Source organism: Kitasatospora sp. NPDC087271 (genome assembly GCF_044744605.1).
Lineage (GTDB): Bacteria > Actinomycetota > Actinomycetes > Streptomycetales > Streptomycetaceae > Kitasatospora.
Genome location: NZ_JBIUYQ010000012.1, coordinates 109,706 through 135,336, shown reverse-complemented (window position 1 = coordinate 135,336; position 25,631 = coordinate 109,706). Strand labels below are relative to the sequence as shown.

Here is a 25,631-nt window from a genome sequence, read left to right as displayed (position 1 = left end):
GGTTATCGGGTGATCCTGGTGGTGGTTTGCCGCGCCAGCCGCAGATCTTTTGGTCGAGTTCATGTGACAGGGTCGGCGATCTGGGCTTCGAGGTCGGCGACGCGGCGGTCCTGGAACCACAGGTTGGAGCGGGCGGCCTTCAGCCGTTCGTCGAAGGACCGGTTGTCGGCGGTTAGCTGGCGGACGCGCTGCTTGAGGGTGGCGTTCTCGGTGGTGATCCGCTGGATGGCCTCCTGGGTCCACTCGGCTTCCAAGTCGCGGACCTGGCCGATGAGTTCGCCAATGCTTGTGCGCTGGGCGAGGATTGAGCTGCCCCGAGTTTCGTAGAGGCCGGATTGTGTGATCTATGCGGCGTTCGGGGTGTTCAACGAACAGTAGTACATGGCTTCGAACTCCTCGGGCGGGACGTAGTCCAGCGAGGAGTGGAGGCGTTCGGAGTTGTACCAGCCGATCCACTGGACGACGGCCCGTTCGACCTGGTCAGCGTCCCGCCATGGCCCCTGGTTCTCTATCAGCTCGGCTTTGAAAGTGCCGTTCAGTGCCTCGGCCACCGCGTTGTCGTACGAGTCCGCGACCGAGCCGACCGACGCCACCGCGCCGACCTCAACGAGTCTGTCGGTGTGGCGAATTGACACATATTGGCTCCCCCTGTCGCTGTGGTGGATCAGACCGGAGCCCTGGTTGATGCCCCGCCGCCACAGCGCCATCTCCAGCGCGTCCAGGGGCAGATCGGTGCGCATATGGGTGGCGAGCTGCCATCCGACGATCATCCGCGAGTACACGTCCAGCACGAACGCCACGTAGACCCAGCCGGCCCAGGTCCGCACGTAGGTCAGGTCGGCCACCCACAGCTGGTTCGGCCGGTGGGCGATGAAGGCGCGGTTGACCAGGTCCGGCGGCCTGGGAGCGGCCGGTTCGGGGACGGTGGTGCGGCGGCGCCGGCCGCGTATGACACCTTCGAGGCCGTCCTCGCGCATCAGCCGCTCAACCGTGCAGCGGGCCGCATGGATGCCCTCGCGCCGCAGCTGGCGGTGGATCCGCCTGACCCCGTAGGTCCCGGCGGAGTCCTCGTGGACTGCGCGGATCCGCTCCAGCAGCACCTCGTCCCGCACCGATCGGGCGGAACGCGGCCGGGAGCGGCGGGCGAAGTAGGCGGAGACGGACAGATCGAGTTCCCGGCACACGGGCTCGACCCCGAAGTCCTCGCGCAGGTGGTCGATCACCGCGTCGGCTTCGTGCGGGGCCGGTCGAACTCCTTCGCGAAAAACACGGAGGCGGCCTTGAGGATCTCCACCGATCGCTTCAGCTCGGCATTCTCCTTGCGGAGTTGCGCGATCTCGGCTTTCTCGGCGCTCGTCAGCAGGTCGGACCGTTCACCCTGGTCGGCCTCGGCCTGGCGCACCCAGTTGCGCAGGGCCTCCTTGTGGATGCCCAGGTCACGAGCGACGTGCGCGACCGGACGTCCGGAGGATCGGACCTCGCGGACCGCACGCTCGCGGAGCTCGTCGGGGTACTTACGTGGAGCAGGCATCGGACCTGTGTTCTCCCATCTGCCAGGGCGATCATGCCTGGCTTCAGGGCCTCTACAAAATCCGGTTCAGCTCACCGCTTGTTGGAACCTTGTCAGTCTCGCCGGGATATCTGCCGATCGACGTCGGCGTGAACCCCGCGCAGTTGCAACCGGGCCTTCAGGAACTCCATTTCCGACAACGTCCCCACCAGGCCGTCGCGGCAGAGTTCCCCGACCAGCTCGCGAGCCTGCGGCAACGAGGCCGCGGAGACCTCCCGAACGACCTTCAAAGCTGGGACGAGACTGGGAATCGGACCGGCCAACTGCAGTCTGACGGGTCCGTGCGCTGCGAGTAGGGCCTCCCGGACATCATCAGGTGCCCGTCCCGGGCCGGTGTGTTCGCACATGTAGGTGCCGCAGGCGTCGCACGAGAACTCCGACTCCCACCACAACTCTTCGTGAAGGATGAACTGGTTCACCTGTCGCCTCGCCATGCTGCCGCACTCGCACCGCGAGGCGATCTTCGCTGTTTGACCGGTCACCCGGGCTCCCCGGCGTTCCACTCCCGCGGCAGATCCTCGCCGCAGAAGACACAGACGAAGTCCTCGTCCCGCACGATGTTGAGCTCCCGGCAGGAGCAGCAGCGGCGGAAGACCAGCTCGTGCGTGAACCCGGACGGGTGATGGATTCCGATCTGGTCCAGGGCTTCGGCCACGGCCGGCCATGAGCTGACGTCCGGGCAGTAGCCGGTCGACTGGTTGCTGACCTCCTCGACCACCCACCGCCCGGACTCCTCACGGAAGCTCATCTCGCCAGCGCTCAGCACTTCTCCGCCGCCAGCACACACCACGTGCTCGCTGCGGCGCGGGGCGAGGCGCAGCACCCCACGGCTGTCGACGACGAACGTGATCGGCTCGGCCAACTCATCCAGGGTCAGCGCAGAGACCCACTCGCCGAAGTCCGCCGACGAACGGATACTCCGACCCTCACTACCCGTCCGGGCGAGCGCCTTCAGCTCCGCCGGACCTACATATCGATACCTCTGCCCCCGCGTCTCCACGCACACCAACCTAGCGGCTCTTGCAGCCAGCACCTGGGGGATTACGGGCTCCGGCGAAGACCACGAGCGTTTCCAACCACCGCGTCAGGGCTCAATCGCTCGCGAGATCGATGCTCGCCCTGGACGACAGATGTCGTGCTGACACGACAGTTAGCGTGCTGAGTCACAGTGACTCGACCGGCCACCGGACCGCCGCTCGCAAACTACAGCTCGGATTCGCAATCTATCGATCGGAGTCACAGACGGCAGCGACAACGGCAGCGACGACGCTATGGTCCGGGTTCGGGGCGGCCGAGGACGGCGTCCGCTTCGCTGAGCATGCGCCGCCGTTCGGCCAGAACGCCGTCGAACGCGGTGGCGTTCTGCTGGATCAGGGTGCGCTGGACGGTGGTCTCGGCCTCGTTCCAGATCCGGACGAGCCCGGTCTCCTGTTTGCAGGCGACGTCCGCGAGGGCGGTCGTCCGTTCCTCGCCGGTGGCTCGTTCGGACGGCCAGGTGCCGGTCTGCAGCGGTGTCGCGTAGTCGTACCCCGCCCGCTTCATGCACCGGGACCACGCGGTGACGACGGCCACGACCTCCGGCGTCTTCGCCGACTGCTCGAAGGACTCCTGGTTGGCCGACCGGACCACGTAGGCGTCTCCCGGGTAGCCGGTAGTGCCGGTGATCCGCCGCGCGGCGGATTCCTGGCAGCCCTGCGGGCCGGTGAGCGCCTTCATCTGTGCCGGGGAGAGCGGTGCCTGTGTCGGGGCCGGGTGGTCGGGCAGGTGGTAGCCGACGGTGCGGGCGCCGGTGGCGCTGGTCAGACCGTAGCGCCGTTCGTACCGGCCCAGCAGGGGTGCCTGGACGCCGGCCGGGGCGGGCGGTTGGAGGCCGGCGCTTCGCAGGCAGTCGGCGACCAATCGGTCCAGGGCGGTGTGCAACCGGGCCTCGTCGGCGGGCGGGAGGAAGTACGGGTCCAGCGGCAGGGAGATGACGGCGGGGCCGTCGGTGGCGGCCCCGGGTGTGAAATCAGGTGTGAAATCAGGTGTGACCTCAGGTGTGACCCCGGGTACGGCCTCCGACGTGACGGCGGCGCCGGCGGAGGGCGGCGTGCCGGTGGCGCCCCCTCCGCTCGTGGAAGTGGAGCAGGAGGCGAGCAACAGGCAGCAGGTGACGACAGCTACGAGCGGGGCGGCGAGCCGTGGTGCGTTCATGGTGACGTGGCCTCGAATCTCTGCGCCGCCGGGCCGTCCGACCAGTCGGACGGCCCGGCGGGGTGCTGCTGCGGTCAGCCGTTGACGAGGAACGAGGCGTCCTCGTTCTTCGTCCTCACCAGGTTGCCGTTGCCGCAGGCCACGATGAGGTCCGAGGGCCCGGACCAGTTCTCGTTGTAGAACACCTGGACGTTGCCGACGCAGTGGCCCGGGTACTGGTAGGTCGCGGAGGCCGCGTTGTTCTTCACCGCGGTGCCCTGTCCGGGGCCGGGCGTCAGGAACGCGCCGGCGTTCGCGAGGTTGTCGAAGCCCTTGAACCCGGTGCTCAGGTCCCAACCGGCCACCGAGCCGCTCTGGTTGGCGTTGTACCAGAGGCAGAAGGCCCTGGCGCCGAGGCAGTTCGGGTTGTTCGGCGCGGCCTGCGCGGCGGGCGACACGGCCAGCGTCGCGGTGGCCACCGTCCCCGCGAGCAGCAGGGTGGTGAGGATGCGTCGAGTCTTCATGGTCTTCCTCCTGGAGTCCGAACGCCCCGAGGCGGGGCGGATCCCGGTTCGGGTGCGTTTCGGTGCGACGGGTACGGGGGGGCCGGTCCATCGGTGCCGCCACGTCCCCCGTTCGTGGCGGTGGTGCCGTCGGCCCCCGGCTCCGTCTTCGGGTTCCCGGTCCGGAACGCCGCCGTGGGGGGCCGCGTCACGGGACCTTGAAGTGTCCGAAGATCCGATGGAGACTCCACCGTGCGGGCTAATTTGATTGTCCATCAACAAAAAACCGAGACGGCCCAGGTGAGCGGCGGACAATCCCGCTTCGGCCGCCGGACAGGACCGGACAAAGGGTCCGACAGGACAGGAGGCACGGTGGGTGGTGCTGGACGACCGCAAGGACAGCTCAAGGGAGAGACGGAACAGGCGAACGCCCTGGCCCGGTTCGTACGGGAGGTGACGGGCGGGGCCACGGTCCGCGAGCTCGCTCAGCGGTACCCGGCCGGCAAGACCAGCTGGAGCGAGTACCGCTCCGCGGAGAAGGACATTCCGTGGCACCTGCTCGAACGGCTGGTCCACGACTGCGCGGTGGACCCACAGGCCCGAACGGTGTTGCTCGTCCGCGCCCGCGCCCTGCACGAGCAGGCCGGCCGGGCGGCGGCCGGGACAGCCCCCTCGCACGCGGAAGGGCGGTCGGCCGCGCGGCAGGCCCTGGAACGGGCCCGGCAGGCGCAGCGCCAGGCCGAGGCGGGCGTGGCCCAGGCCGAGGAACTGATCCGCGTGCTGGTGGCGATCGTGGCCGAACTGCGGGGCGAGCTGAGCGCCGGCACGGAGGACGGGACGGCTCCCGGCGGACGGGTTTCGGACGGCGGGTACGCGGCGCAGTCGCGGCGCTCCCGGCTGCGGGAGGCGACGCGTTGCCTGGCCGAGGTGCGGCGCATCAGGGAGAACGCGCGCCAGGTGCAGCGGACGGCGGGCTGGGAGGAGGACACCGTCGGGCTCCTGGTCGACCAGGAGCGGGCGCGGGCCCAGGAAGACGGTGGTCAGCAGCCGGGTGCGGAGCTGGTGGTGGACGGCGGGGTCCAGGCGCACCTGCCGGTGCTGCGGCGCTTGGAGGCCGACCTCGTGGAGGTACGGGAAGCACTGGCCGACCAGTGCCGGGAGGTGAGCCGGATGGTCCGGCCCACCGCGGCCGGGTCCGGGATTGTCCGCGGCGAACTGGTCCGGGCGCCGGACAACCCGCCGACCAGCCCGCTCGCGCTCGGCCCCCCGCCCACCGGCCCCGCGGTCATCAGCCCCACGGTCATCGGGCCGCCGCTCGTGGGGCCGCTGCGAGGAGGGCCGCTGCGAGGAGGGCCCGCCGATGCGCGGCGGCGGCGTACGGCCCGGACCGGTGCGGCCATGGGAGCGACCGCGGTGCTCCTGGCCGGGGCACTGGTGTTGGCCAGGGTGCTGGTGGGCATACGGCTCGGCGCGGCGCCCGCCCCCGTCGACGCGCTCACCCGGGCGGCCGGCGCGGGCGCAGGCCCCTCGGCGCCGGCGGGGGACAGCCCCTCGCCGTCGGCACCCAGCACGCCTCCGACCGCCTCGCCGTCCATCTCACCGACCGCCTCACCGGCCGTCCCACCGCCCGTCCCGCCGCCCGTCCCGCCGCCCGCCTCACCGGCCGATCCTCGGACCGCCGGACCGGGGAGCGCGCCACTGGTACCGGCACCGGCCGGTACACCGACCCCCACCGCAGGGTCCAGCACCCCACCGGAATCCGTCGTCCCCTCCCCTTCGGCCGGGAACCGCGCGCCCATGCAGTCCTCGCCGTCGCCCAGCTCCGTATCGCCGCCGACGGCGGAACCCTGGACGCCCGACCGGCTCGGCGGAACCCCCATGGTCCCGCCGACGGGGCCCGTCTCCATCAAGAACGGCAACAGCCTGCAGTGCGTGGCCACATCCGGCGGCACCCGGGAGGAAGGCCAGGAAGCCCAGCAGTTCCCCTGCGGGGACTACCCCGACCACTTCTGGGAGAGCCAGAAGACCTTCACGGACGCCGAAGGCAACACCTACTACCGGCTCGTCAGCTACAACAGTGCCCTGTGCCTCGCGGTCCAGGACTCCAGCACCGAGGCCGACGCCCGGGTGATCCAGTCCGCGTGCAAGAACGACCCCGGGCAGTCCTGGAGAATCGAGAAGTGGCCGAAAGGCATCCGCTTCGTCAACGGCAACAGCCACCAGTGTCTCGCCGTCTCCTACGGCAGCAGTGCCCCGCACGCCCCACTGATGCAGTACCCGTGCGGAAACTACCCGGACCACTACTGGAGCTACGGCCCACGCCGGTAGCAAAGCAGTCCTCGCCGGCCCGCACGGCCGGGTGGCAGACCGCCCGGGCGACCCGCCTCTCCCCCTGGCCACGGTGGCAGGTCGGCGAACACCCTGTTCAGGCCCGTGCGGCAAGCAGGAGGGCCGGCCCGACGAGGGCAGCCCTTCTGTGGATTCTGCGGATTCGGCGTCAGCCGCCAACCCGGCGAGGGAGGCCGCCCGTCAGCTCCGGGTCTCCTGCCGGGAGGAGGTGATGAACTGCAGCAGGTGTTCGTTGACCAGGTCGGGGCGTTCCAGGTTGAGGCCGTGGCCGGCTCGTTGCACGATCTCGGCCCGGACTCCCGGGATCAGCGCGGTGACCCGCTGGAGGACGTGGCGCGGGCGGAGCAGGGCGCTGCGCCTGCCCAGCAGGACGAGGGTGGGCAGGCGGATGGAACTCAGTTCCTCGTCGGTGAACGGCCTGGCGGCGGGGCGGGTGTTCGGCTTGTAGCTGCGCATGCCGAGCATCAGGGGGGCGATCATCTCGGGCGGCGAGCTGAGTGCGGGGTTGGCGAGCAGGCGCCCGAGCGCGGGGCGCAGCGGCCGCGGGGCGAGCATGCCGAACAGGCCGCCGATCATGTGGGCGTAGAACCGGGCGGGGACCTTCTCGATGCCGCCGGGGTCCATCGGCGCGATCGAGGCGAGGCGTTCGGGTCCGTGGATGGCCTGGTTGAGGGTCAGCCAGCCGCCGTAGGAGAGGCCGACCAGGTGGATGCGGTCGAGTCCGAGCCCGGCGAAGACCTCGCCGAGCCAGGCCGCGTTCTCCTCGGAGCCGGCCGCGACGGCGCGTTGGACGCTGCGGCCGGGGTCGTCGAGCGTGTCGATCGCGTAGACCGGGTGGTGTTCGCCCAGGGCGGCGATCTGCGGGTACCAGTTGGACGGGTGTCCGGCGTGGCCGTGCAGGAGCACGATCGGTTCGCCGGTTTCGGGTCCGTAGTGGTGGACGTGGACGGTGCCGTAGCTGGTTTCGACATCGAGTTCCCGGCGGGGGGACGGCCACAGCTCCATCGCGCGGTCGTAGGCCTCAAGGAACTTCGTTCGGGCTTTCTCGCTGACGAAGTGTCCGACGCTGGTCCTGGTCATGGTCCCTCCCGGTGCTCGGAATGCATGAAACAGCAGCACTTGATGGTATGTTTGTACCATAAAAATGTCTGGAAGGAACCCGATGCCGAAGCTGGTGGATCACGAGGAGCGGCGGGCCCACATCATCGACGCCCTGCTGCGCACGGCGGCGGACACCGGGCTGCACGCCGTCACCATGCGGTCCGTCGCGATCGAGGCGGGTGTCTCGGTGCGGCTCGTGCAGTACTACTTCGACACCAAGGAGCAGCTGCTGCTCGCGGCGCTCACCCGCCTGGCCGCACGGATGGGCGAGCGGATCCAAGAGCGGGTCCAGGAACGGATCCAGGGACGGGTCGAGGAACGGGTCGAGGAACGGGTCCGCGACCGCGCCGGGGCGGCCGGGCCCTCGGCGTCACCGCGCGACATCGTCGAGGCGGTCCTGCTGGAGTCCGTGCCGACGGACGAGGAGAGCCGGACCTTCCACCTCGTCTACACCGAGTACGCGGTGCTCTCCATCACCGACCCCGCGCTCGCCGGGCAGTCGTTCCTCGCGGCGCCCAACGAGATGGAGGACTTCCTGGTCGGCCAGCTGACCACCGCCCGGCAGGCCGGGGACACCGATCCGCGCATGGACGCCCGCCAGGAGGCCGTCGTCCTCCTGGCGGTCTCCGCCGGCCTGGGCCTGAGCGTCCTCCTCGGCCAGCGGACGGCGGACGACGCGGTGGCGGTCCTGCACTACCACCTCGGCCGGCTCTTCCCCGGCCCGTAAACCCTCGACGGCGACCGAGTGAGCGCCCCCGGCCGGGGCGTCAGAGCCGTTCGGGAACGGGGTTGCCGACGGCCTCGATGGCGCGGCGGACGGGGACCTTCAGCAGGAGGACGAAGCCGATGAGGAAGAAGACCAGCAGGGAGATGATCGCCGAGCGGTAGCTGCCGGTGATCTGGTAGGCGAGGCCGAAGACCAGCGGGCCCATCCAACTGGTGCCGCGGTCACTGACCTTGTAGACGCTGAAGTACTCGGCTTCCCGGCCCGCCGGGATGAGGTGGGAGAACAGCGAGCGCGAGAGCGCCTGGCTGCCGCCGAGCACCAGTCCGATCATGCAGGCCAGGGCGAAGAACCAGACGGGCTGGTGGGCGGGCATCAGGTACCCGAGGGCGAGGGTGGCCACCCAGCCGACCAGGGATCCGAGGACGGTCCGCTTGGCGCCGTAGCGGCGGGCGATCCGGCCGAGGAGCAGCGCGCCGCCGATCGCCACGATCTGGACCAGGAGCACGGCGGCGACCAACGAGGTCTGGTCCATGCCGAGTTCCTCGCTGCCGTAGAGCGAGGCCTGGGAGACGACGGTCTGGATGCCGTCGTTGTAGCAGAGGAAGGCGCCCAGGTAGAGCAGCGTGAGCGGGTACTGACGCATCCCGCGCAGGGTGCGGGCGAGTTCGCGCAGGCTGCCGGCGGCGGGCCGGTCCGGCGTGGCGGCGGGCCGGTCCGGCGCAACCGGGGTACGGCCGGACACGACTGGGGTGCGGTCGGGGGCCGCGCCCGCCCGGGAGGGCAGCCGCAGCATCGGGACGAGCGTGAACAGCGCCCACCACAGGCCGGCCGAGGCCAGGCAGATCCGCACGGCGGTGCCGGAGGACAGGCCGAGCGCGTCGTGGCCCTGGAACAGCGCCAGGTTGGCGATCAGCAGCAGTCCGCCGCCCGCGTAGCCGTAGGCCCAGCCCTTGGAGGAGACCGCGTCGCGCTCGTCGGGGGTGGCCAGGCCGGGGAGGTAGGCGTAGGAGAGGGCGACCGACACCGCGTACGCGATGTTGGCGACCACCAGCAGTGCGCCGCCGAGGAGGTAGCGGTCGCCGTCGAGGAGGAACATCCCCATCGTGGCGACCGCGCCGACGTAGGCGAAGCCGCACATCAGCTCCTTGTGCCGCCCGGTGCGGTCCGCGACCGTGCCGGTCAGCAGCATCGCCGCGACCGAGAGCAGCACGGAGAAGGAGACCGTGTACGGGAAGAACGACCCGGCGCGCACCGACACTCCGAGCGGGTGCACGTCGCCGGCCGCGTCGGCGGCGTTCTTGGCGACGGTCGTCAGGTACGGCCCGAGGAACACCGTCAGGACGGTGGCCGAGAAGGCGGCGTTGGCCCAGTCGTTGATGTACCAGCCGAACCGTATCCGGCGCAGGGCGCTGTCATCGGCGGCGGCCGCCTCGCGCTCCGGCGGGCCGTCCGGCAGATCGTCCGGGAGACGGTCCGGCGGGTTGTCCGTGGTGCTCGTCATGGAGATCCCATCACCGTGCTGGAGCCGGTGCTGCCGTCGCTCCAGCAGCCGCGCTCGCCGAGGACGTCCCGCAGGACGTCTATGCGATCGGCCATGATGCCATCCACACCGAGGCCGAGGAGAGCCCTGATCCGTGTGGGATCGTCCACAGTCCAGACGTGAACCTGGAGGCCGAGGCGGTGGGCGGCGCGTACGAAGGCCCGGTCGACGACCCGGACGCCCCGGTGCCGCTCGGGCACCTGCGCGCACACCCCGGCGAACGGCGCCCCGGCGAACCGCGCCCCGAACTGCGCCCCGGACGGAGCCCCGGACCGCGCCCCACGCCCCCGCAGCAGCGGCCCGGCCAGCGAACGCAGCCGCAGCCGGGCCACCTCGCGCGGGCCGAGCGAGGTGGCCAGCCGGGGGCCCGCGGCGGCGCGGACGGCGGCGAGGCGGCTGTCGGAGAAGCCGCCGACGCAGACCCGGTCCCAGGCGCCGGCCCGGCGGATCGTCTCGACCAGCGGCCCGACGGCGGCCGCCGCCTTGACGTCGACGTTGAAGCGGGCCCCGGGGAACGCGTCGAGCAGGTCCTCCAGCAGCGGCACGGGCTCGGTGCCGCCGATCCGGGCCCGCCTGACGGTGGCCCAGGGCAGGTCGGCCACCGCACCGGTGCGGTCGGTGACCCGGTCGAGGCGGGTGTCGTGAAAGGCCACCAGTACGCCGTCGCGGGTGGCGTGCACGTCCGTTTCGAGGTAGCGGTACCCGAGGGCGACGGCGGCCGCGAAGGCGGCGAGCGAGTTCTCGGGGTGGCCGAGGTCACCGCCCCGGTGTGCGAAGGCGAGCGGCCCGGGGTGGTCGAGGAAGGGGTGCATGTGGTGCTCCGAGCTGCTGGGATGCGCGTTACAGTATTACGCACCCTGTCAAGCAGTAACGCCGGTACCGCCGGTACCGCCAGTAGTCCCATCAGTGCCATCAGTGCCATCAGTGCCATCAGTGCCATCAGCACCAGCAGTACCGCTACCGCCCTGATCGTCGACGCGGCGCAGATCGTAGAGGTACGACCTGCCGGCCTTCCAGCTGCGCCAAGGGCCGAGCGGAGGGAGCAGCTCCTGGTCGTCCGTCCGCCCCGCCAGCGGCCCGGAGTTGGCGACCCCGTCGGCGCCGACGGTGCACCAGCCCCGCTCCGGCAGCCACCGGCACCACACGTCCAGGTCCACCCGCCTGTACGACGGCCGGCCGTTGAACACGCCGTCCGCGCGGAAGTGGTACACCAGACCGTCCAGGCGGCGAACGAACTCGATCGACACGACGGCTCCCCCCATCGGACACCCGGAGGGCCAGGCTACGCCGCGAGCCCGGCGGAGACAGCGAAAGTGCGTTGCACGGCCGCCGACCTGACGCATAGGCTCACGCCATCGACGTGTAGCTCAGCAGCAGAGCACCGGGCTCTGGACCCGGAGGGCGCAGGGGCGGCACCTGCCACGTCGGCCTATGGACGACGACGCTGACCAGCAGCACCCCACCGGGGCCGGGATATCCGCGCACTACCCGCAGCGCCAACTGGCCCTGGCCCGCGCATTCCTGACCTCGACGGCCCACCCCGACGACAACTCCGACACCGACTCCCACGCCGACGCCGAGACCCGGCGCAACGCCGAGACCCGGGTCGCCCGCTGGCGCGCCGTGCTCGCCGGGATCGCCGACGGCCGGCTGGCCATCGGCTCGCGCACCCCGGTGGCCGGACTGCCCGCCTGGGTGACGCCCGAGGTCGTACGGGGTGGCTTCGCCACGTCCGCCGCGAGCGCCGAGGGCCCGCTCCAGCCGTACGAGCGCGAGGCTGCGGCCCTGGCCGGGGTGGCGGCCGAGCGCGGGGCGCTCTTCGCGTACTGCCTCACCGAGCCCGGCCTGTCCCGGCTGTACGACCTGCTCGACAGCGGCCGCTACGAGGCCGCCGTGCCGGAGGAGGCCGCGCTGCTGACGGTGGCGTGGCTCGTGCGGGCCGGGGACGCGGCCGGCGCGCTGGACCTCGTCGACGTCCTGGCGCCGTTCGCCGACCGGCTGCGCTTCACCCCCCGGCCGTCCGCGCTGCCCGCGCCGGACGCCGAGGCGGTGCACCGGCGCACGGTCGGCGACGCCGTCACGACCCTCACGGGCCGGCGGCCGAACGCCGCCGTGGAAGCGCAGCGCGAGGCGCTCACCGTCTGGCAGCCCTTCGGCGACCAACTGCTGGCCCACTGGCTGGAGACCGCCGAGGCCGGCCGGGTCCTGGAGCGTACGCCCGACAGCGCCTGGACGGAGCGCGGCGCGATGCTGCTCCGCCGCTACGAGGAACTCGCCGCGGCCCACACCCGCTGCACCAAGCACCGCGACCCGAAGGAGAACCTCGGCATCCTGCGCGGCGCCCTGGCGGAGACCGCCGCCGGCCGGCCGCTGGACGCGCGCCGCCTCGGACTGCTGCGGCACGCGGTGGCATCCATGGTGCGCCGACGCGGCCGGCCGGGCTCCGACCGGCACTCCGAACTGCGCACCCGCCAGGCCGTGCAGGCGGCCCAGCCCTCGCACCACGACCTCGCCCAGCTGGTACTGCGCCGCCTCTCCGGGCTGCCCCAGGAGACGGGCGTGGCCGACGTGTCCCCGCTGGTCGCCGACGTCTCGGCGCGCGAGGCGCACGAGACGCACGAGACGCACGAGGCACACGCGCCCCCCACCGGCCACACCACCCGTCTCCCCGCAGGCACCCCGGTGCCCGCAGCGATCCGACAGGTGGTGGAAGCCGCGCTCAGCGCCCCGATCGACACGCTCGTGGAGCGCGGCATGGTGCCCTCGGCCGAGGTCCTGGCCGAACTGGTCCCGCAGCTCGTCGCCGTGGCCGGCGCCCAGTCCTACCCGGACGAGGCGCTGCGCACCCTGATGGCGGCGAACTACCGGGCGTTCCGCAACCGCCGCTCGCTGCTCCTGAGCGACCTCACCGGGCAGGTGCGGGTCGACGAACTGCCCTGGGTACGGGCGGTGGCCGGACACCGCGTCGGCGAGGACGGCCGCGCACCCGCGCGTACCGCGCTGCGCCGGCTCGGCGAACTGGCCGTGCAGGCGTTCCCCGGCACGCTCCTGCCGAACGCGCTGGTGCGCGAACTCGGCGTGCTCGCCCGGCAGGCCGAGCTCGACGCGCCGTTCGTGGAGGAACTGGCGGCGGACATCTTCACGGGCACCTTCACCCCGAAGTACCTCGCGGCGGCCCGGGCCGCCGCGGAACTGCTCGGTGGCACGCTGTACGAGCGCTACTACGCCATCGACTACGCGGCCGTCCACGACCTCGCGACCGCCGAGGCGGGCAAGCCGAACAAGCCGGGCAGGGCGAACAAGGCCCCGGCGCGAGGCCGACGCCCCCGCTCCTCCCCCGGGTTCACCGAGCTGTGCGCGCAGCGCGCCGAGGTGTCCGGAGGATGGTCGATCGCGTCCAACGGGAAGATCATCGAGCAGGCCCAGATCCTCACCACCCACAACCTGGCCACCCTGGTCACCCGGGTCGGCATCAGCCCCGAGCCGGGCTGGGACGACCTGGCCTGGCGCAGCTTCACCACCGTGTGCCGCGCGACGGCCCGGATCCACGACAACCCGCGGCCGCTGTCCACCATCAAGGACGCGGCGTACGCGTGGCGCCAGCTGGTGTTCCACCTCTCCCTGTGCGAGCCCGCCGCGCAGGCCCGGGTCATCGCCGGACTGCGGGGGGAGGCCGCCCGCCACCCCGCCCACGTCGCGGCCCGTCTCGCCCCCGCCCTGGCCGGCCTGCGCCAGGCCGCCCGCGGCGGCGCCGCGGACGCGGAAGCCGGGCGCCGCCTCCTGGGCTGGACCACGGGACCGCACTGGCTCCACCCGGCCCCCAGGACCTGACCACCCGCGCACCGCCCAGGCCGAACCCGCCGCCGCCAAACCAGGAAGCCGTCGGCACCGGCGGGTTCGGCTGGTTGGGCGGCGACCCGAACGAGCTCCAGCAGGTCGGCCGTCCGGTGGGGTGGTCTTCGTCGGTGGGTGGCTGCTGACCGAGGACGGTTCTCGAACGAGTGCGACCCGCGCCCACAAATCACCCGATCGAGTGAAGGTCGAACGCTCTCCGCCCATTCGGCACCCCGTCGCCGATGATGCGCTTGGCGCGACACGGGGGCACCCGCCATCCTGCGGGCGCCCCCGCGATCCGTGCCGTCCATCCGCCGACGAACCTCGGAGCACACATGCGTCGCCCCACCACCGCCGCCGCAACCGCCCTGACCGCCGCGATAACCGCGGCCCTGCTGACCGGACCGGGGGCCGCCGTCCCGGCCCACGCGGACACCGCACACATCCCCGTCATCCTCATCCACGGCCGCAACGCGGACCCCGGTATATGGGGCACCCTGATGACCGGCCTCCGTTCGAAGGACGTCCCGGCCTTCGCCTGGGGCTACGACACCTCCCGGTCGACCAACGAGGTCCTGGCCGGGGAACTGACCCAGTACGTCGACAACGTTCTGAGCCAGACGGGCGCGGCCAAGGTGAACATCGTCGCCCACAGCCTGGGCAGCCTGCCGAGCCGCTGGTACCTCAAGTTCGGAGGCGGCAACCAGAAGGTCGCGAACTGGATCTCCCTGGCCGGCCCCAACCACGGCACCTCCCTCGGCTACCTCTGCGCCCTCTGGGACCAGGGATGCAAGGACATGACGCCCAACTCGTGGGTCATCAGCCACCTCAACCAGGACACCGAGACCCCGGGCCCCACCCGGTACACGACCTTCTGGTCCCCCAAGGACGAGCAGATCTCCCCGACCACCAGCACCAAGCTGAACGGCGCCACCAACATCGAGACGGACGGCCTCAAGCACAACGACTTCCTGACGAACCCCGGCGTCCTCGACAAGGTCACCGCGATCCTGACCAGCTGACACACAGCCACACCACCGCACCGGCACCACCGGCCACCCGCCGTGTACAGATCCTCGGCGCGGTGGCCGGCCCCGCCGCGACAACGGCGCGACGAGCACATCTGCGTCGCCTCCCGGTCAAACCCGTGGGCGGCCGCCGGTGGCGGGGCCTCCTCGAAGGTGACCACGGTGTGGCGGACGTAGTGCGCGAAGATCTCGGCCACGGCGTTCAGGTCGGCCGGAACCGCCGGGCGGATCACTGACTCCATGGCGTCCACAACGGGAGAGTGTGGGCCGCGCTGCGCGGGCCACCGACTCGGGCCGTCGGCCGCGACTCTCCGATAAATCAGAGCGCGAACCCGGACAATCCATGGACCAGGAATACGGGCGAAATCGCCGGAAAGAAAAGGTGGAGATAGGAATCGAACCCATCTAAACGGCCCTGCAAGCCGTCGCCTCGCCACTCAGCCACTCCACCGCGGCAACGAGGGAAACATTACACGCACATGAACGGGGATTACCCGGCGACGCCGATCTTTCACTCCAGAAGACCCTTAATGCGTTTAGTGCTATTTCTCTCGACATGGTGTCGACAGGGTCCGGCGGGCCAGCGCGGAAAAGTCGCGGTGCGCTAGCCTGTGCCGATATCTCCGACCCGATGGGATTTCACTGATGGCCGTCGAGGAATCATGGTCCACCCGTACCACGGAGCTGCGCTGCGGAACCGCTGCGAACCGGTGCCAGTACAAGAGCCTCCCCCTGCGCGACCTTCCCCCGCTCGGTGTCGTGCGCCGCGCCCGGATCGTCCGCGAAGGCCTGCGGGAGCGCCGCGCCGCCGTCCCGACGCCCGGCCGGCCCTCCCGCTTCACCGAGGGGGACTGGGTCCGGGTGAAGGACGAGGCCACGGTGCGCGCCACCCTCGACGCCAAGGACCGCCACCGCGGCCTGTGGTTCACCCGCAGCCAGTGGTCGTTCTGCGGCGGCGTCTACCAGGTCGAACGCATCGTGCGCCGCATGATCGACGACCACTACCGCGTGCGGCGCCTGTCCGGCACCGTCGCCCTGGCCGGCGCCACCTGCCACGGCGCGGACGGGGCCCAGGGCTGCGGACTGGACTGCGCCCTGCTGTTCCGCGACGAATGGCTGGAGCCCGCCACCGCGCCGGTCCCCGCTGCTCGGCCCGCCGCCCTCTGGGCGACCGTGCGCAGCCTCCCGGAGATCCACGCCACCCTCGACCCCGACGGGCGGCTGGACGGCGTCCCCTTCCAGCCGGGCATGGAGCTCCATGCCGACACCCGCCACAGCGCCACCGAACTGCGCCACCGCTCCCTCGCCTGGTGGCAGCACCCCGCCAAGGGCCGCTGGTTCATCCTCAACGGCCTGCGCTGCGGCGGCGAGCCGCTCGCCACCGGCTGCGACCGCCGCTGCGCCCTGCTGTGGCACGAGTCCTGGCTGCATCTGGAACCCGCCGCCACCGCCCACTGACCTTCCGCCACCGACCGCCTACCGCCGACCTGCCGGGCACCGCCCTCCGCGGTGCCCGGCAGGTTTTCGTCGCCGGCAGGTCCTCGCCGGCCGTCGGCGCCGTCAGCGCCGCCAGCGGTCGCGCACCAGCTTCGCGGCCAGGTGCAGCGGCCCGTCCCGGTCACCGACGTAGCAGCGGGGAAGCGCGTACACCCCGCTGTGGACCCCGGGGCTGACCGCGCACCCGTACCCGTAGCCGGCTCGCGCCACCGCTTCCACCGCGGCGGCGTCGAGCGAACCGTACGGGTAGCAGAACCCTTCGACCGCCTGCCCCGTCAGGTCCTCCAGCACGCGGCGGCTGTCGGCGACCTGGGCTGCCAGCTCCCGCGCGCCCAGGCCCGCCAGCCGCCGGTGCGTCAGCCCGTGCGAGCCGATCTCCAGCCCGGCGGCGGCGGCCTCGTGGACCTGGCACGCCGTCATCAGCGGCTTGCGCGGACCCTGCCGGTCCCAGTCGTTGTATCCGCCCAGCCGGTCGGCCACCACGTAGACCGTCGCCGTGAAGCCGTACTCCGCCAGTGCGGGCATGGCCTCCTCCACGAAGTCGCGGTATCCGTCGTCGAAACTCAGCCCCACCATGCCCGCCGCGCCACCACCCCGGTGCGAGCGCATCAGGTCGCCGACCGACACCCCGCGCAGCCCGCGGGCGGACAGCCAGCGCAGCTGGCGGCGAAAGCGCGCAGGGTCGACGGTAATCAGATAGGGATCCTCACTCGTTGATGCCACCGAGTGGTACATCAGCGTCCACGGAAAACGCCCCGCACCTCCACCGGCCGCTTCTTCCGGACTGTTGCGTGGTCGAATGATTCGCATGTTCTGCTCCAGCTGTCCGGCGGCACCGCCTGTGCAGGTGGCCTTCAGGGAAATTGCATTCTGGCAGCGTCGTACCCGGCTTCCATTCGCGCCAGGCGACTCCGCCCCATTTCACCCGGATGCCAGCCCAGAAGTCGCCCGACGAGTGCCCGGCCCGCACGGCCCGAATACCGGTTCCGCCCCGTCCGGAACCGGCCGACGTTTCACCTGGCCGCGACGGCGGCCGATGCCCGTGCGGCGGCTCTGGCGGCATCGAGCGCGGCCCGGACCCGCGCCGCGCCTGCGGAGGCGATTCCCGTCGTGCGGCTGTCGCTCGCAGGGCGGCTGACGAGGCCCGCACACGCGCGACAGATGCCGGGTTGGACCACTGGGTCGTGGCACTGGGCGCACTCGGCGTAGCCGGCCGCCGCTGGCCGTGCGGCGGCCCGGACGGGCGGCATCTTGCGCTCCAGGCGGTAGCGGAGCACCGCGACCGCCGAGTACACCGGGGCGGGCAGGCCCGGCAGCAGGGCCCGGGCGAGGTCGGCGGGTGTGCTGCCGCGCTCCAGCCACTGGGCCACCAGGGGTGCGAGTTCACGTGCTTCGGCCTCGCCCAGGCGCAGGCGCGGTTCGGGGCGGATGACCCGGAACAGGGTGGCGACCGCCTCGCGGAGCCGTTCGTCCGGCGCGTCCTTCTCGGAGTCCCCCTCCCGCCTTTCCGCCCCCAGGGCGGCGCCGGGCTCTCCGGACTGCCGGGAGGGGAGGGAGGGTTCTTTCACCGGGTTCTTTACCAGGGCGTCAGCGCCGCCGGTGGTCCCTTCGCCGGGGGCCGGACGGTTGGCACCCGGCGGCATCAGCTGCGGGGTGTCGTGGACGTGGGTCTCGGTGATGATCGTGCCGTCGGGCATCCGGATCTTCTCGACCCGGTAGAAGCCCGCCTCGGCCAGCTCCTTCAGCGCCTTGCGAATGGCGCAGCGCCCCTGGGGGCTGGTGTCGGCCATGTGCCGGCCGTCCTCGCGCCAGCCGTCCGGGCGGGAGAGGAGGTCCGCGAGCAGACCGCGAGCGGTGTAGGACAGCCGCCGGTACTGGAGCACGGTGTTGGGCAGCACGGTGAAATCGCGCACGTGGGCGCTACGATGGACGCGCATCGGGAGGTTCTTCTCCTGTTGCCGGGCCCCGGAGCGTTGCCGCGCTGCCGGGGTCACCTATTTGTGGTTAGGTCACGGAACGTACCACAACTATCCGACACACCAAGCGCGTTGACGCCAGCGACCGGATCATATTCAAATCCTCCCGCCGACGGCCGGCACGAAGTGCGGCCAGGACCACCGAGGCCTTCCACGGCTGGACCCGGAAAAGGGTTCCATGACGGCCCCGACCGGGGATTATCCCCCTCTCGCATGGGCCCGCTGCCCGGATGGATCGGTGGATCTTGAGCACCCAGGCTGAAGGCATACGAATTGCCGATGCATCCGGCAGGGTGCACAAGGAGGGTTCCCCCATGACCGATCGTGCTCGCCCGCTTCGACGTGCCCGCGCCTCGTCGTCCGGGCCGGGGCGAGGCATCGCGATGGTGGTGGTGACGGTCGCCACCGGTCTGGCCGTGGGAGGCGTTCTGCCCGCGTCCGCGGCGCAGCCCCGCGGCTCCGGTGAGGTCGTGCGGCAAGGCCTGGACCGCCTGGTGCACGAGGACAAGTACCCCGCCGCCCTGGCCTCCGACCTCGGCCGCGACGGGCGCACCCGCAACTACGCTGCCGGCGTCGCAGACTTGAGCACCGGGAAGAAGGTGCCGGTCGACGGGCAGGTACGGGCGGGGAGCAACACCAAGGCGTTCACCGCCACGGTCGTCCTGCAACTGGTCGACGAAGGCAAGGTCGCCCTCGACGCCCCGGTCGAGCAGTACCTGCCGAACCTGGTGCGCGGCGAGGGCATCGACGGCCGCCACATCACGGTACGTCAGCTGCTGCAGCACACCAGCGGACTGCCTGACTACGTCGACTTCGCGGGCGACCTCGTCGGCACGGAGCGCCACACCTACCTCCAGCCCCGAACCCTGCTCGACCTGGCGCTGGCGCACAAGGCGCTGTTCGCCCCCGGGACCAGCTGGGCGTACAGCAACACCAACTACCTCCTGGCCGGCCTGATCATCGAGAAGGTCACCGGCCGTCCGCTGGCCGAGCAGATCACCCACCGGATCATCGAACGCATCGGACTGCGCCACACCTACTTCCCCGGCGCGGGCGACGAGGGCATCCGGGAAGCACACCCCCAGGGCTACTACGCGCAGCCCGGGGGGCCGTTGGAGGACGTCACCGAGTTGGACCCCTCCTGGTCCTGGGCCGCCGGGCAGGTGATCTCCACCCCGAGCGATCTGAACCGATTCTTCTCCGCCCTCTTCGGCGGCAAGCTCCTGAAGCCCGCACAGCTCGCCCAGATGCGGACCACCGTCGAGGTCCCCGGCGGAATGTGGCCCGGTGCCCGGTACGGGCTGGGAGTGACCAGTACGCCGCTGAGTTGCGGCGGCCTGATGTGGGGGCACGGCGGTGACATCCCCGGTTACCAGACGCGCACCGGCGTCACCGATGACGGCCGCGCCGTCACGGTTGCCGTCACCGCCGACACGGCGCCCACCAAGCAGGGCCCCTCCGATGTCCTGGCCCTCCTCGACGCCACCCTGTGCAGGTGACGGCCGAGGCTCCGTAGTGAGAGTGGCCGTGGTTGGCGTCGCCCAGTTCCAGGATGGCGTCGGTGTCGCGGCGACTCTCCGAACCCCCTGCACGCGCCGCCGCCCGAACTCATCGGTCCCAGGAGAAGAATTATCCGGCAGTCCCAACTCCATTGCCAGCAGTCCGCCGACGGCCCGCCGCCCACCGATCGGCCCGCCCCGATCGCCCTCAACCGCTTCGCCGAAACTCAGGGTGCGGCGGCGCGTCGGCGGCTGGTTCGGCCACTGCTGCGTTGACCGTCAACGACGAGTGCGCGCAGAGCACACTGCGGAGCCGCACGGCAACTACGGTTCTTGCACGGCGAGAAGGCCGAGTCCGCGGAATCCCGGTTGCCGCCCCTGCACGTTCGCTCGGGGGGAGCCGAGGGATCCTCAGCGAAAGGAAGCCCGAAGTGCACCGGACAACTGCTCACCCGCTGCGACGGACGACGGCGTTGCGCCGGGTGGGGAACACGATCGCGGCCGCGATGGCCGGAGGCGTCCTGCTCCTGGCCGCCCCGGCCCCTGCCGGGGCGGTGGAACTGGACTGGCGGGGCGTCGGCGTCAGCAGCCTGTCCCACATGAAGACGGTGACGGTCAACGGCAACACCTACGACGTCACCAGGGGCCTCGACAACGGCATCTGGTTCCGGTTCAACAACGGCGCCTGGCAGCCGCTGGGCGGCTTCCAGGCCCAGAGCTACTACTCCCCCGCCATCGTGCAGTGGCAGGACCGTGTCATGGTCGCCCACCAAGGGGTGGACAACCAGATCTACTGGACCGCCGTGCAGAACCCGTCCGCGAACCAGTGGGAGCCGTGGCACCGCATCGAGGGTGACGCCGCCGCCTGGGGCGGCATCTCCCTGGAGAGCCTGGGCAGCACGGTGCTCTTCGACTGGGCGGACGTCAACGGCCTCTACCGGATCACCAGCGTGCACACCCGCCCGGACGGCACCCGCTCGCAGACCGCGATCAGCTTCCCCAACAGCCAGTGGCACGTGGGGCCGCAGGGAAGCGGCACGACGGGCACCCGGCGACCGAGCCCGATCATGACCTGGAACGAGGCGGCGGGCGGCGAGATGGAGCACATCTACCTGGTCGGAACCGACAACCACGTCTGGCAGATCTGGCGCAACCCCGCCACCGGGGCGACCGGAACCGCGAGCCAGGTGCCGGGCGGGGCCGTGTGCATCTCCGGGGTGTCGGCCGCGCGGATGGGGTACCAGGACTACACCGTCGCCCCGGGCGACCCCCAGTACGCCAACCAGCGCCGGCAGATGCTCGCCTGCATCGGGGCCGACGGCTACGTCTGGATCAACACCTCCTCCACCGGCGGTGACACCTGGGACGGGTGGCGCCAGCCCGCCGGCGCCCTGGCGCCGTCGACGGACACCCCCGCGATCAACGCCACCGTCAACGAGTTCAGCATCGACATCAACTGGAACGGAGCCCGCAGCGGTCTCTTCCCCGACCACGCGATCGTCGAGAAGAGGATCCGGTAGCGGGAGGAGGGCACCGGCGGGCGACGGCGTGGAGGCCCGGACGGCTCGCGGCACGGGGCTGTCAGCCGATGGACTTCGCGTCGTCCGCCAGTACTTCGACGAGCCGCCGCTTGACCGCGTCGCGATGCGGGACCTGACGAGGCGGCTGCCCCGGCTTCGGCGGGACGCCGAGGTCGGTGAGGAGGTAGAGCATCCGCAGGGTGCGCAGCGCGTTGGACACGTATGTCGGGGTGGTGCCCCGGGCCACGGCCCGGAAGTCGGCGCCGATGCCGTCGAGCCAGGCGACGGACCGGTCCGCGGTGAGCTTCGGGTTGGTGAGGGTCAGCGCGATCGCACGGGCGAGCCGGTCGTCCTCCCGTTCGGCGTACAGGTAGTCGGTGGGCGCGAGGAGCCGGGCGGTCGCGAGGTCCAGCATCTCGACCGGTTCGACCTCGCGGTGGCAGCCGAGGGCACCGAGCAGGTCGGCGCCGTGCGCCACCGCGTGCAGCCAGCCCAACTGCGCGTCGTGGCCGCGCAGATCGCTCTCCGCGGGGTACCAGCGGACGAACGCGTCCAGCCATTCCTGCCGGAGGTCCCCGCGGCTGACGATCATGTCCAGGACCAGCGGCGCGAACGTACGGGCCTGAATCGGCGAACCGGCCGCGAAGCGGGCCGCCATGTCATCGCCCAGGCGGAGCCGCCGGTCGCCGTCGATGACGTCGCGCTCGATCCAGGTCCGCAGCACGACGTACGGGTAGCCGTCGCGCACCTCCGGGTCCGGATCCCGCAGGCACTCCGCCAGTTCTGCGGTGAGCTCGTCCAGATCGCCGCCCGGGGGCACCGCACATGCGTCGGAGTAGATCTTGTACCAGTCAGTCACGAGCAGCGAGGCTAGCCCGCCACGGACGGCGTGACCAGCGATTATCCGGATCCGCCCGCTGCTGTGACCGACAGTGCCGCGGGACGTCGGACGCCCATCGCCCCGGCCTCCCGCCCCCACTCCCCCGTCCACGTGGCGCCTGGCCGCCGTCACCGTGACGACCGCGCTCGCCGTCCTGGTGTTCTCGAACTCCTCGGCGTACGCCGAGGCGCCCGGTGAGAGCAGCAGGTGGGCCGACGAGATCGAGGACGACGTCCCCGTCGCGGCGAGCGGCATCACGGGCGAGGCGCGCGCCGACGACAGTGACCTCATCCAGGTGTGGCGCGGGGCCGACGACGCCGACACGTACTGTCGCTCGACCACGGGCGGCCGATCACGCTCGCCGGCCAGACCAACGCCGGCCCGCAGGTCGTCGACGCGGACGGCACCCGCGCACCCCGCACGTCACCACCAACCTCTCCATCGAGGTCGACGAACCGGCGGGCACGGCCGTCGCGCGTTCATACGTCACCGCCCTCCAGGCCCTGCCCGGCTTCCCCTCGCAGCCCATCGCCGCCGCCCGCCACCACGACCGCTTCGAACTCCGGCGCGGCCAATGGCAGTTCGCGGAGCGCCGGGTGCGCCTCACGCTGGTCGGCGACGTGAGCCGCCACCTGCGCCAGGCCGCCGCACCCCGGTAGCCCCCAACCTCACGGGACAGGAAGGCTAGGCATCCGTCCGCACGACCGCGGTGAGGGTCTGCTCAGGGCTGCCGTCGGCGGGCCGTGCGGTCACCGGGTCCCCGTTGCGCCCCGCGGTGCTGGAGGTGAGCGCCCAGCCGGCGGGGTTGACCACGGCCCGGCGGGCACCGTCGTAGCTCCACCGCTGGGCCGCGGAACCGTCGCAGGCGGCGCGCACCACCTGGCCGCCGACGGCCGCGGGTGCGGCCAGGCACTCGTTGCCCTGGGCGGTGTGCAGGCTGCCGTCGCGGGCGAAGACGAAGAGCTGGTTGGCGTTGGGCGTGGTGGCGCAGCGGTAGCTGATGGCGCCGTTGGTGCCGCCGCGGTCGAGGCAGGCGCCGTTGGCGAACCGGAGCGGCCAGCGGGCGGACTGGCCGAGGCCGAGTTCGGTGAGCAGGGTGCCGTCGGGCTGCTTCCGCTGGCGGATCATGTCGTCGCAGGCGCCGCTGGTCGAGGTGCCGGTGTTGGTGGCGGTGAGGGTGCCGCCGTTGCCGGTCATCGGGCCCCAGCGGTTCTCGGAGTACGCGTTGTCGTTGCAGACGTAGGCGGGCCTGTTCCAGTCGAAGTACTCCACCCAGCTGTTCCAGTCGTGCTTGATCTGCTGCGACTCGGGGAGCAGGACCGAGCCGAGGACGAAGGAGGTGCCGGCGGTCTCGTCGGTGACGGTGGCCGTCACCCAGTGGGTGGCGGGGTCGATCCGGACCTGGAAGGCGTACGTGTGGCCGGTGACCGGGCGGCCCTGGTTGACGGTGCTGTTGGCGCACTGGAGGTGCTGGCCCTCGCCGGTGCTGTTCCAGCAGTGCGAGCCCTGGGTGCCGTCGGCGAACTGGAGCTCGGTGTCGGCCCAGGTGGACCAGTTGAACAGGCCGTCGTTCTGCTGCTTGTCCTGGAAGCCGATGTAGGAGAGGTTCCCGTCGAAGTTGAACTGGCTCGACCAGAAGACGTCACCGTCGCCGGGGGTGGTCACCACCGTGTTGCGGAAGGTGACCTCGGTGAGGACGGTGTCGCCGGTGATGGTCCAGGAGGAGTACGAACCGGGCGTCTGGCCGTAACGGGGCTGGGCCGCGGCGGCCGGGGCCGCCGGTTTCGCGACGGCCGGGGCTTCTCCGGCGGGCAGGCCGGTGAGGGCGAGACAGGCGAGCGGCACCGCGCACATGGCGCGGCGCCGGGAGACGCGTGACATCCGTTGCTCCTGACAGGTCAGCGGCGGCCGCAAGCCGTCGGCGCCGCACGGATTCCCCAGCGCGACCCTCACCCACCCGATCACGGTCCGCAACAGATGAGGTCGCCAGGAGTGACCGGGCGCCCGGAGGTTCACCAGGCGCCGATCACCCGTTCGAGCGATTGGTGCAGGCCGCCTCTCCGGACGCCGAACGGGCGAACGGGCGAGCGGTGATCGGACGCATGACGGACCAGCCGGGCCCGCCGCCACCCGATCGGGCCACCTCCGGCCGCGACACGGCGAAGCGCCGAGACAACGGCGGTTCGGATGCGGAAGGCTGACGCCACCCTGCCCGGGGCCTCGCGGCGCGGCGGGCACGAGCGACCGGAGCGACCGGAGCGACCCGAGACCGGAATGGTGGCATGACCGTTCAGGACACCCCGCCCACCGGGACCACCCGGCGCGGCGACTTCGCCGAGCTGCACCGACGCGTCTCCGACGCCGGTCTGCTGCGCAGGCGTCCCCTGTACTACGCGGGCCGGAGCGCCGCGCTGTTCACCGCCCTGGCGCTGCTCCTGGCCGGGTTCGTCACGCTCGGCGCGAGCTGGTGGCAGCTGTGCCTCGCGCCCCTGTTCGCCTTCGTCCTCGGCCAGTTGGCGCTGCTGGGGCACGACGTCGCCCACCACGCGGTGTTCGCCGGCCGGCGGGCGACCGACCTGGCGGGCATCGTGCTGGGCAACCTCGTGGTCGGCATGAGCTACGGCTGGTGGGTGAGCGACCACAACCGGCACCACGCACACCCGAACCGCGAGGGTCACGACCCGGCCGCGGACTCCCTCCTCTTCGCCCGGACCACCGAACAGGCCTGCCGGACAAGAGGGTTGAGGCGGCTCGCGGCCAGGTACCAGGCGGAACTGTTCTTCCCGCTGCTGTCCCTCCAGGCGCTCGGGCTGCTCGTCGCCACCTGCCTGACCCTGACCCGCGGCACCGTCCGGTACCCGGCCCTGGAGCGCACGCTCGCCGCGCTGCACTACGCCCTGGCGGTGGCCCTCCTGGCCGTCGTCCTCGCACCGATCCAGGCGCTGGCCTTCGCCGTACTGTTCGGGGCGGTCCTCGGCGTGTACCTGGGGTGCATCTTCGCGCCCAACCACAAGGGCATGCCGATGACCGGCCCGGACGCGGAGCGCGCCGACTTCCTCCGCCGGCAGGTGCTGCCGTCGCGCAACCTGCGGGCCGGCCGGTTCGTCCACTTCCTCTTCGGCGGCCTCGGCTACCAGATCGAGCACCACCTCTTCCCGGCCATGCCGGTGGCGGCGCTGCGCCCCGCCTCGCGCATCGTGCGCGACTACTGCGCCCAGATCGGCGTGCCGTACAGCGAGGCGAGCCCGGTCGCCTGCTTGCGGGAGATCCTGCGGGACCTGCGGGCCATCGGCCGCTCGCTCCCCGGCGACCCGGCGCAGTCGGGCCCGCCGACCCGGCCTTCCGCTCCAGAGCCGACCCGGCCGACCGCCCCGGAGCCGCAGGCCGCGCCCGAATCGGGGGCGGCGGTACGGTGAGCGGAGTCCTGTCCGGGCC

Annotated in this window: 23 protein-coding genes and 2 tRNA genes; 10 read left to right on the top strand and 15 right to left on the bottom strand. The window is 71.7% G+C overall.

Annotation, left to right across the window (positions count from 1 at the left end):
• Positions 1–59: 59 nt before the first annotated feature.
• The 6 genes from ACIO9K_RS21515 to ACIO9K_RS21490 all read right to left on the bottom strand — a co-directional run bounded on the left by ACIO9K_RS21515 (position 60) and on the right by ACIO9K_RS21490 (position 4,266).
• Entirely contained in the window at positions 60–254 is a 195-nt protein-coding gene (locus tag ACIO9K_RS21515) for a hypothetical protein (RefSeq protein ID WP_400332024.1), read from the bottom strand.
• Positions 255–344: 90 nt separating this feature from the next.
• Positions 345–1,531 (bottom strand): IS3 family transposase gene (locus ACIO9K_RS21510; RefSeq protein WP_400332021.1). Its coding sequence is split into 2 segments (ribosomal slippage): positions 345–1,264 and positions 1,264–1,531, totalling 1,188 coding nucleotides; the frame shifts between segments, so codons are not numbered across the junction.
• 92 nt (positions 1,532–1,623) lie between these two features.
• Positions 1,624–1,989, bottom strand: a complete 366-nt coding sequence (locus ACIO9K_RS21505) for a hypothetical protein (protein ID WP_400332018.1) — start codon at positions 1,987–1,989, stop codon at positions 1,624–1,626.
• 59 nt (positions 1,990–2,048) lie between these two features.
• The gene (locus tag ACIO9K_RS21500) at positions 2,049–2,432 is read right to left on the bottom strand and encodes a hypothetical protein (protein WP_400332015.1); all 384 of its coding nucleotides are present in this window, start codon (positions 2,430–2,432) and stop codon (positions 2,049–2,051) included.
• 407 nt (positions 2,433–2,839) lie between these two features.
• Positions 2,840–3,763, bottom strand: coding sequence for a hypothetical protein (locus tag ACIO9K_RS21495; protein WP_400332012.1), 924 nt, complete (start codon positions 3,761–3,763; stop codon positions 2,840–2,842).
• 74 nt (positions 3,764–3,837) lie between these two features.
• Entirely contained in the window at positions 3,838–4,266 is a 429-nt protein-coding gene (locus ACIO9K_RS21490; protein ID WP_331744791.1) for a hypothetical protein, read from the bottom strand.
• A gap of 351 nt (positions 4,267–4,617) precedes the next feature.
• Here ACIO9K_RS21490 and ACIO9K_RS21485 point away from each other — a divergent pair, with 351 nt between their 5' ends.
• Complete coding sequence (locus ACIO9K_RS21485; protein ID WP_400332009.1) at positions 4,618–6,573, top strand: RICIN domain-containing protein; 1,956 nt, start codon at positions 4,618–4,620, stop codon at positions 6,571–6,573.
• A 201-nt stretch (positions 6,574–6,774) separates the two neighbouring features.
• Here ACIO9K_RS21485 and ACIO9K_RS21480 read toward each other — a convergent pair whose 3' ends face one another.
• Positions 6,775–7,674, bottom strand: coding sequence for an alpha/beta fold hydrolase (locus ACIO9K_RS21480; protein WP_400332006.1), 900 nt, complete (start codon positions 7,672–7,674; stop codon positions 6,775–6,777).
• Positions 7,675–7,756: 82 nt separating this feature from the next.
• Between ACIO9K_RS21480 and ACIO9K_RS21475 the strand changes: the two genes are divergently transcribed.
• Entirely contained in the window at positions 7,757–8,422 is a 666-nt protein-coding gene (locus tag ACIO9K_RS21475; protein ID WP_400332004.1) for a TetR/AcrR family transcriptional regulator, read from the top strand.
• A gap of 40 nt (positions 8,423–8,462) precedes the next feature.
• Here ACIO9K_RS21475 and ACIO9K_RS21470 read toward each other — a convergent pair whose 3' ends face one another.
• From ACIO9K_RS21470 to ACIO9K_RS21460, 3 genes are read right to left on the bottom strand one after another with little or no spacing between them, the layout of a single operon-like run.
• The gene (locus ACIO9K_RS21470) at positions 8,463–9,923 is read right to left on the bottom strand and encodes an MFS transporter (protein ID WP_400332001.1); all 1,461 of its coding nucleotides are present in this window, start codon (positions 9,921–9,923) and stop codon (positions 8,463–8,465) included.
• Positions 9,920–10,774: a glycerophosphodiester phosphodiesterase gene (locus ACIO9K_RS21465; protein ID WP_400331998.1), complete on the bottom strand. Its 855-nt coding sequence runs from the start codon at positions 10,772–10,774 to the stop codon at positions 9,920–9,922. Before ACIO9K_RS21465 ends, ACIO9K_RS21470 begins: the two co-directional genes overlap by 4 nt.
• Before the next feature lie 48 nt (positions 10,775–10,822).
• On the bottom strand, positions 10,823–11,209 hold the full coding sequence (locus ACIO9K_RS21460) for a hypothetical protein (RefSeq protein WP_400331995.1): 387 nt from the start codon (positions 11,207–11,209) through the stop codon (positions 10,823–10,825).
• Between the two features lie 109 nt (positions 11,210–11,318).
• Between ACIO9K_RS21460 and ACIO9K_RS21455 the strand changes: the two genes are divergently transcribed.
• The 3 genes from ACIO9K_RS21455 (at position 11,319) to ACIO9K_RS21445 (ending at position 14,818) form a co-directional block, all read left to right on the top strand.
• A tRNA-Gln gene (locus ACIO9K_RS21455) sits at positions 11,319–11,390 on the top strand.
• 3 nt (positions 11,391–11,393) lie between these two features.
• Positions 11,394–13,793: a hypothetical protein gene (locus ACIO9K_RS21450; protein WP_400331992.1), complete on the top strand. Its 2,400-nt coding sequence runs from the start codon at positions 11,394–11,396 to the stop codon at positions 13,791–13,793.
• A 338-nt stretch (positions 13,794–14,131) separates the two neighbouring features.
• Positions 14,132–14,818 carry an esterase/lipase family protein gene (locus ACIO9K_RS21445; protein ID WP_400331985.1) on the top strand — a complete coding sequence of 229 codons (687 nt, stop codon included), beginning with the start codon at positions 14,132–14,134 and terminating at the stop codon, positions 14,816–14,818.
• A gap of 386 nt (positions 14,819–15,204) precedes the next feature.
• Here ACIO9K_RS21445 and ACIO9K_RS21440 read toward each other — a convergent pair.
• Positions 15,205–15,275 (bottom strand) — tRNA-Cys (locus tag ACIO9K_RS21440).
• A 194-nt stretch (positions 15,276–15,469) separates the two neighbouring features.
• Between ACIO9K_RS21440 and ACIO9K_RS21435 the strand changes: the two genes are divergently transcribed.
• Entirely contained in the window at positions 15,470–16,282 is an 813-nt protein-coding gene (locus ACIO9K_RS21435; RefSeq protein WP_363622731.1) for a hypothetical protein, read from the top strand.
• 102 nt (positions 16,283–16,384) lie between these two features.
• On the opposite strand, the gene ACIO9K_RS21430 is transcribed toward ACIO9K_RS21435, so the two are convergent.
• Complete coding sequence (locus ACIO9K_RS21430; RefSeq protein WP_363622729.1) at positions 16,385–17,044, bottom strand: polysaccharide deacetylase family protein; 660 nt, start codon at positions 17,042–17,044, stop codon at positions 16,385–16,387.
• Positions 17,045–17,334: 290 nt separating this feature from the next.
• The gene (locus ACIO9K_RS21425; RefSeq protein ID WP_363622727.1) at positions 17,335–18,258 is read right to left on the bottom strand and encodes a hypothetical protein; all 924 of its coding nucleotides are present in this window, start codon (positions 18,256–18,258) and stop codon (positions 17,335–17,337) included.
• A gap of 353 nt (positions 18,259–18,611) precedes the next feature.
• Between ACIO9K_RS21425 and ACIO9K_RS21420 the strand changes: the two genes are divergently transcribed.
• Complete coding sequence (locus ACIO9K_RS21420; protein WP_400331980.1) at positions 18,612–19,796, top strand: serine hydrolase domain-containing protein; 1,185 nt, start codon at positions 18,612–18,614, stop codon at positions 19,794–19,796.
• 431 nt (positions 19,797–20,227) lie between these two features.
• A complete protein-coding gene (locus ACIO9K_RS21415) occupies positions 20,228–21,316 on the top strand; it encodes a hypothetical protein (protein WP_400331977.1) in 1,089 nt (362 codons plus the stop codon).
• 61 nt (positions 21,317–21,377) lie between these two features.
• Here ACIO9K_RS21415 and ACIO9K_RS21410 read toward each other — a convergent pair whose 3' ends face one another.
• Complete coding sequence (locus ACIO9K_RS21410) at positions 21,378–22,175, bottom strand: DUF2785 domain-containing protein (protein WP_400331974.1); 798 nt, start codon at positions 22,173–22,175, stop codon at positions 21,378–21,380.
• Positions 22,176–22,390: 215 nt separating this feature from the next.
• On the opposite strand from ACIO9K_RS21410, the gene ACIO9K_RS21405 reads away from it, so the two are divergent.
• Positions 22,391–22,855, top strand: coding sequence for a nuclear transport factor 2 family protein (locus ACIO9K_RS21405; RefSeq protein WP_400331971.1), 465 nt, complete (start codon positions 22,391–22,393; stop codon positions 22,853–22,855).
• Positions 22,856–22,880: 25 nt separating this feature from the next.
• Here the strand turns inward: ACIO9K_RS21405 and ACIO9K_RS21400 are convergent, their stop codons facing one another.
• A complete protein-coding gene (locus tag ACIO9K_RS21400; RefSeq protein ID WP_363622718.1) occupies positions 22,881–24,077 on the bottom strand; it encodes a ricin-type beta-trefoil lectin domain protein in 1,197 nt (398 codons plus the stop codon).
• A gap of 401 nt (positions 24,078–24,478) precedes the next feature.
• Between ACIO9K_RS21400 and ACIO9K_RS21395 the strand changes: the two genes are divergently transcribed.
• Positions 24,479–25,612: a fatty acid desaturase gene (locus tag ACIO9K_RS21395; RefSeq protein ID WP_400331968.1), complete on the top strand. Its 1,134-nt coding sequence runs from the start codon at positions 24,479–24,481 to the stop codon at positions 25,610–25,612.
• The last annotated feature ends 19 nt before the right edge of the window (positions 25,613–25,631 follow it).

Coding starts and splice junctions, on each gene's coding strand:
- ACIO9K_RS21450 (WP_400331992.1), top strand. CDS start 11,394: ATGGACGACGACGCTGACCAGCAGCACCCCACCGGGGCCGGGATATCC.
- ACIO9K_RS21395 (WP_400331968.1), top strand. CDS start 24,479: ATGACCGTTCAGGACACCCCGCCCACCGGGACCACCCGGCGCGGCGAC.
- ACIO9K_RS21420 (WP_400331980.1), top strand. CDS start 18,612: ATGACCGATCGTGCTCGCCCGCTTCGACGTGCCCGCGCCTCGTCGTCC.
- ACIO9K_RS21480 (WP_400332006.1), bottom strand. CDS start 7,674: ATGACCAGGACCAGCGTCGGACACTTCGTCAGCGAGAAAGCCCGAACG.
- ACIO9K_RS21470 (WP_400332001.1), bottom strand. CDS start 9,923: ATGACGAGCACCACGGACAACCCGCCGGACCGTCTCCCGGACGATCTG.
- ACIO9K_RS21435 (WP_363622731.1), top strand. CDS start 15,470: ATGGCCGTCGAGGAATCATGGTCCACCCGTACCACGGAGCTGCGCTGC.
- ACIO9K_RS21475 (WP_400332004.1), top strand. CDS start 7,757: ATGCCGAAGCTGGTGGATCACGAGGAGCGGCGGGCCCACATCATCGAC.
- ACIO9K_RS21490 (WP_331744791.1), bottom strand. CDS start 4,266: ATGAAGACTCGACGCATCCTCACCACCCTGCTGCTCGCGGGGACGGTG.
- ACIO9K_RS21495 (WP_400332012.1), bottom strand. CDS start 3,763: ATGAACGCACCACGGCTCGCCGCCCCGCTCGTAGCTGTCGTCACCTGC.
- ACIO9K_RS21400 (WP_363622718.1), bottom strand. CDS start 24,077: ATGTCACGCGTCTCCCGGCGCCGCGCCATGTGCGCGGTGCCGCTCGCC.
- ACIO9K_RS21445 (WP_400331985.1), top strand. CDS start 14,132: ATGCGTCGCCCCACCACCGCCGCCGCAACCGCCCTGACCGCCGCGATA.
- ACIO9K_RS21425 (WP_363622727.1), bottom strand. CDS start 18,258: ATGCGCGTCCATCGTAGCGCCCACGTGCGCGATTTCACCGTGCTGCCC.
- ACIO9K_RS21465 (WP_400331998.1), bottom strand. CDS start 10,774: ATGCACCCCTTCCTCGACCACCCCGGGCCGCTCGCCTTCGCACACCGG.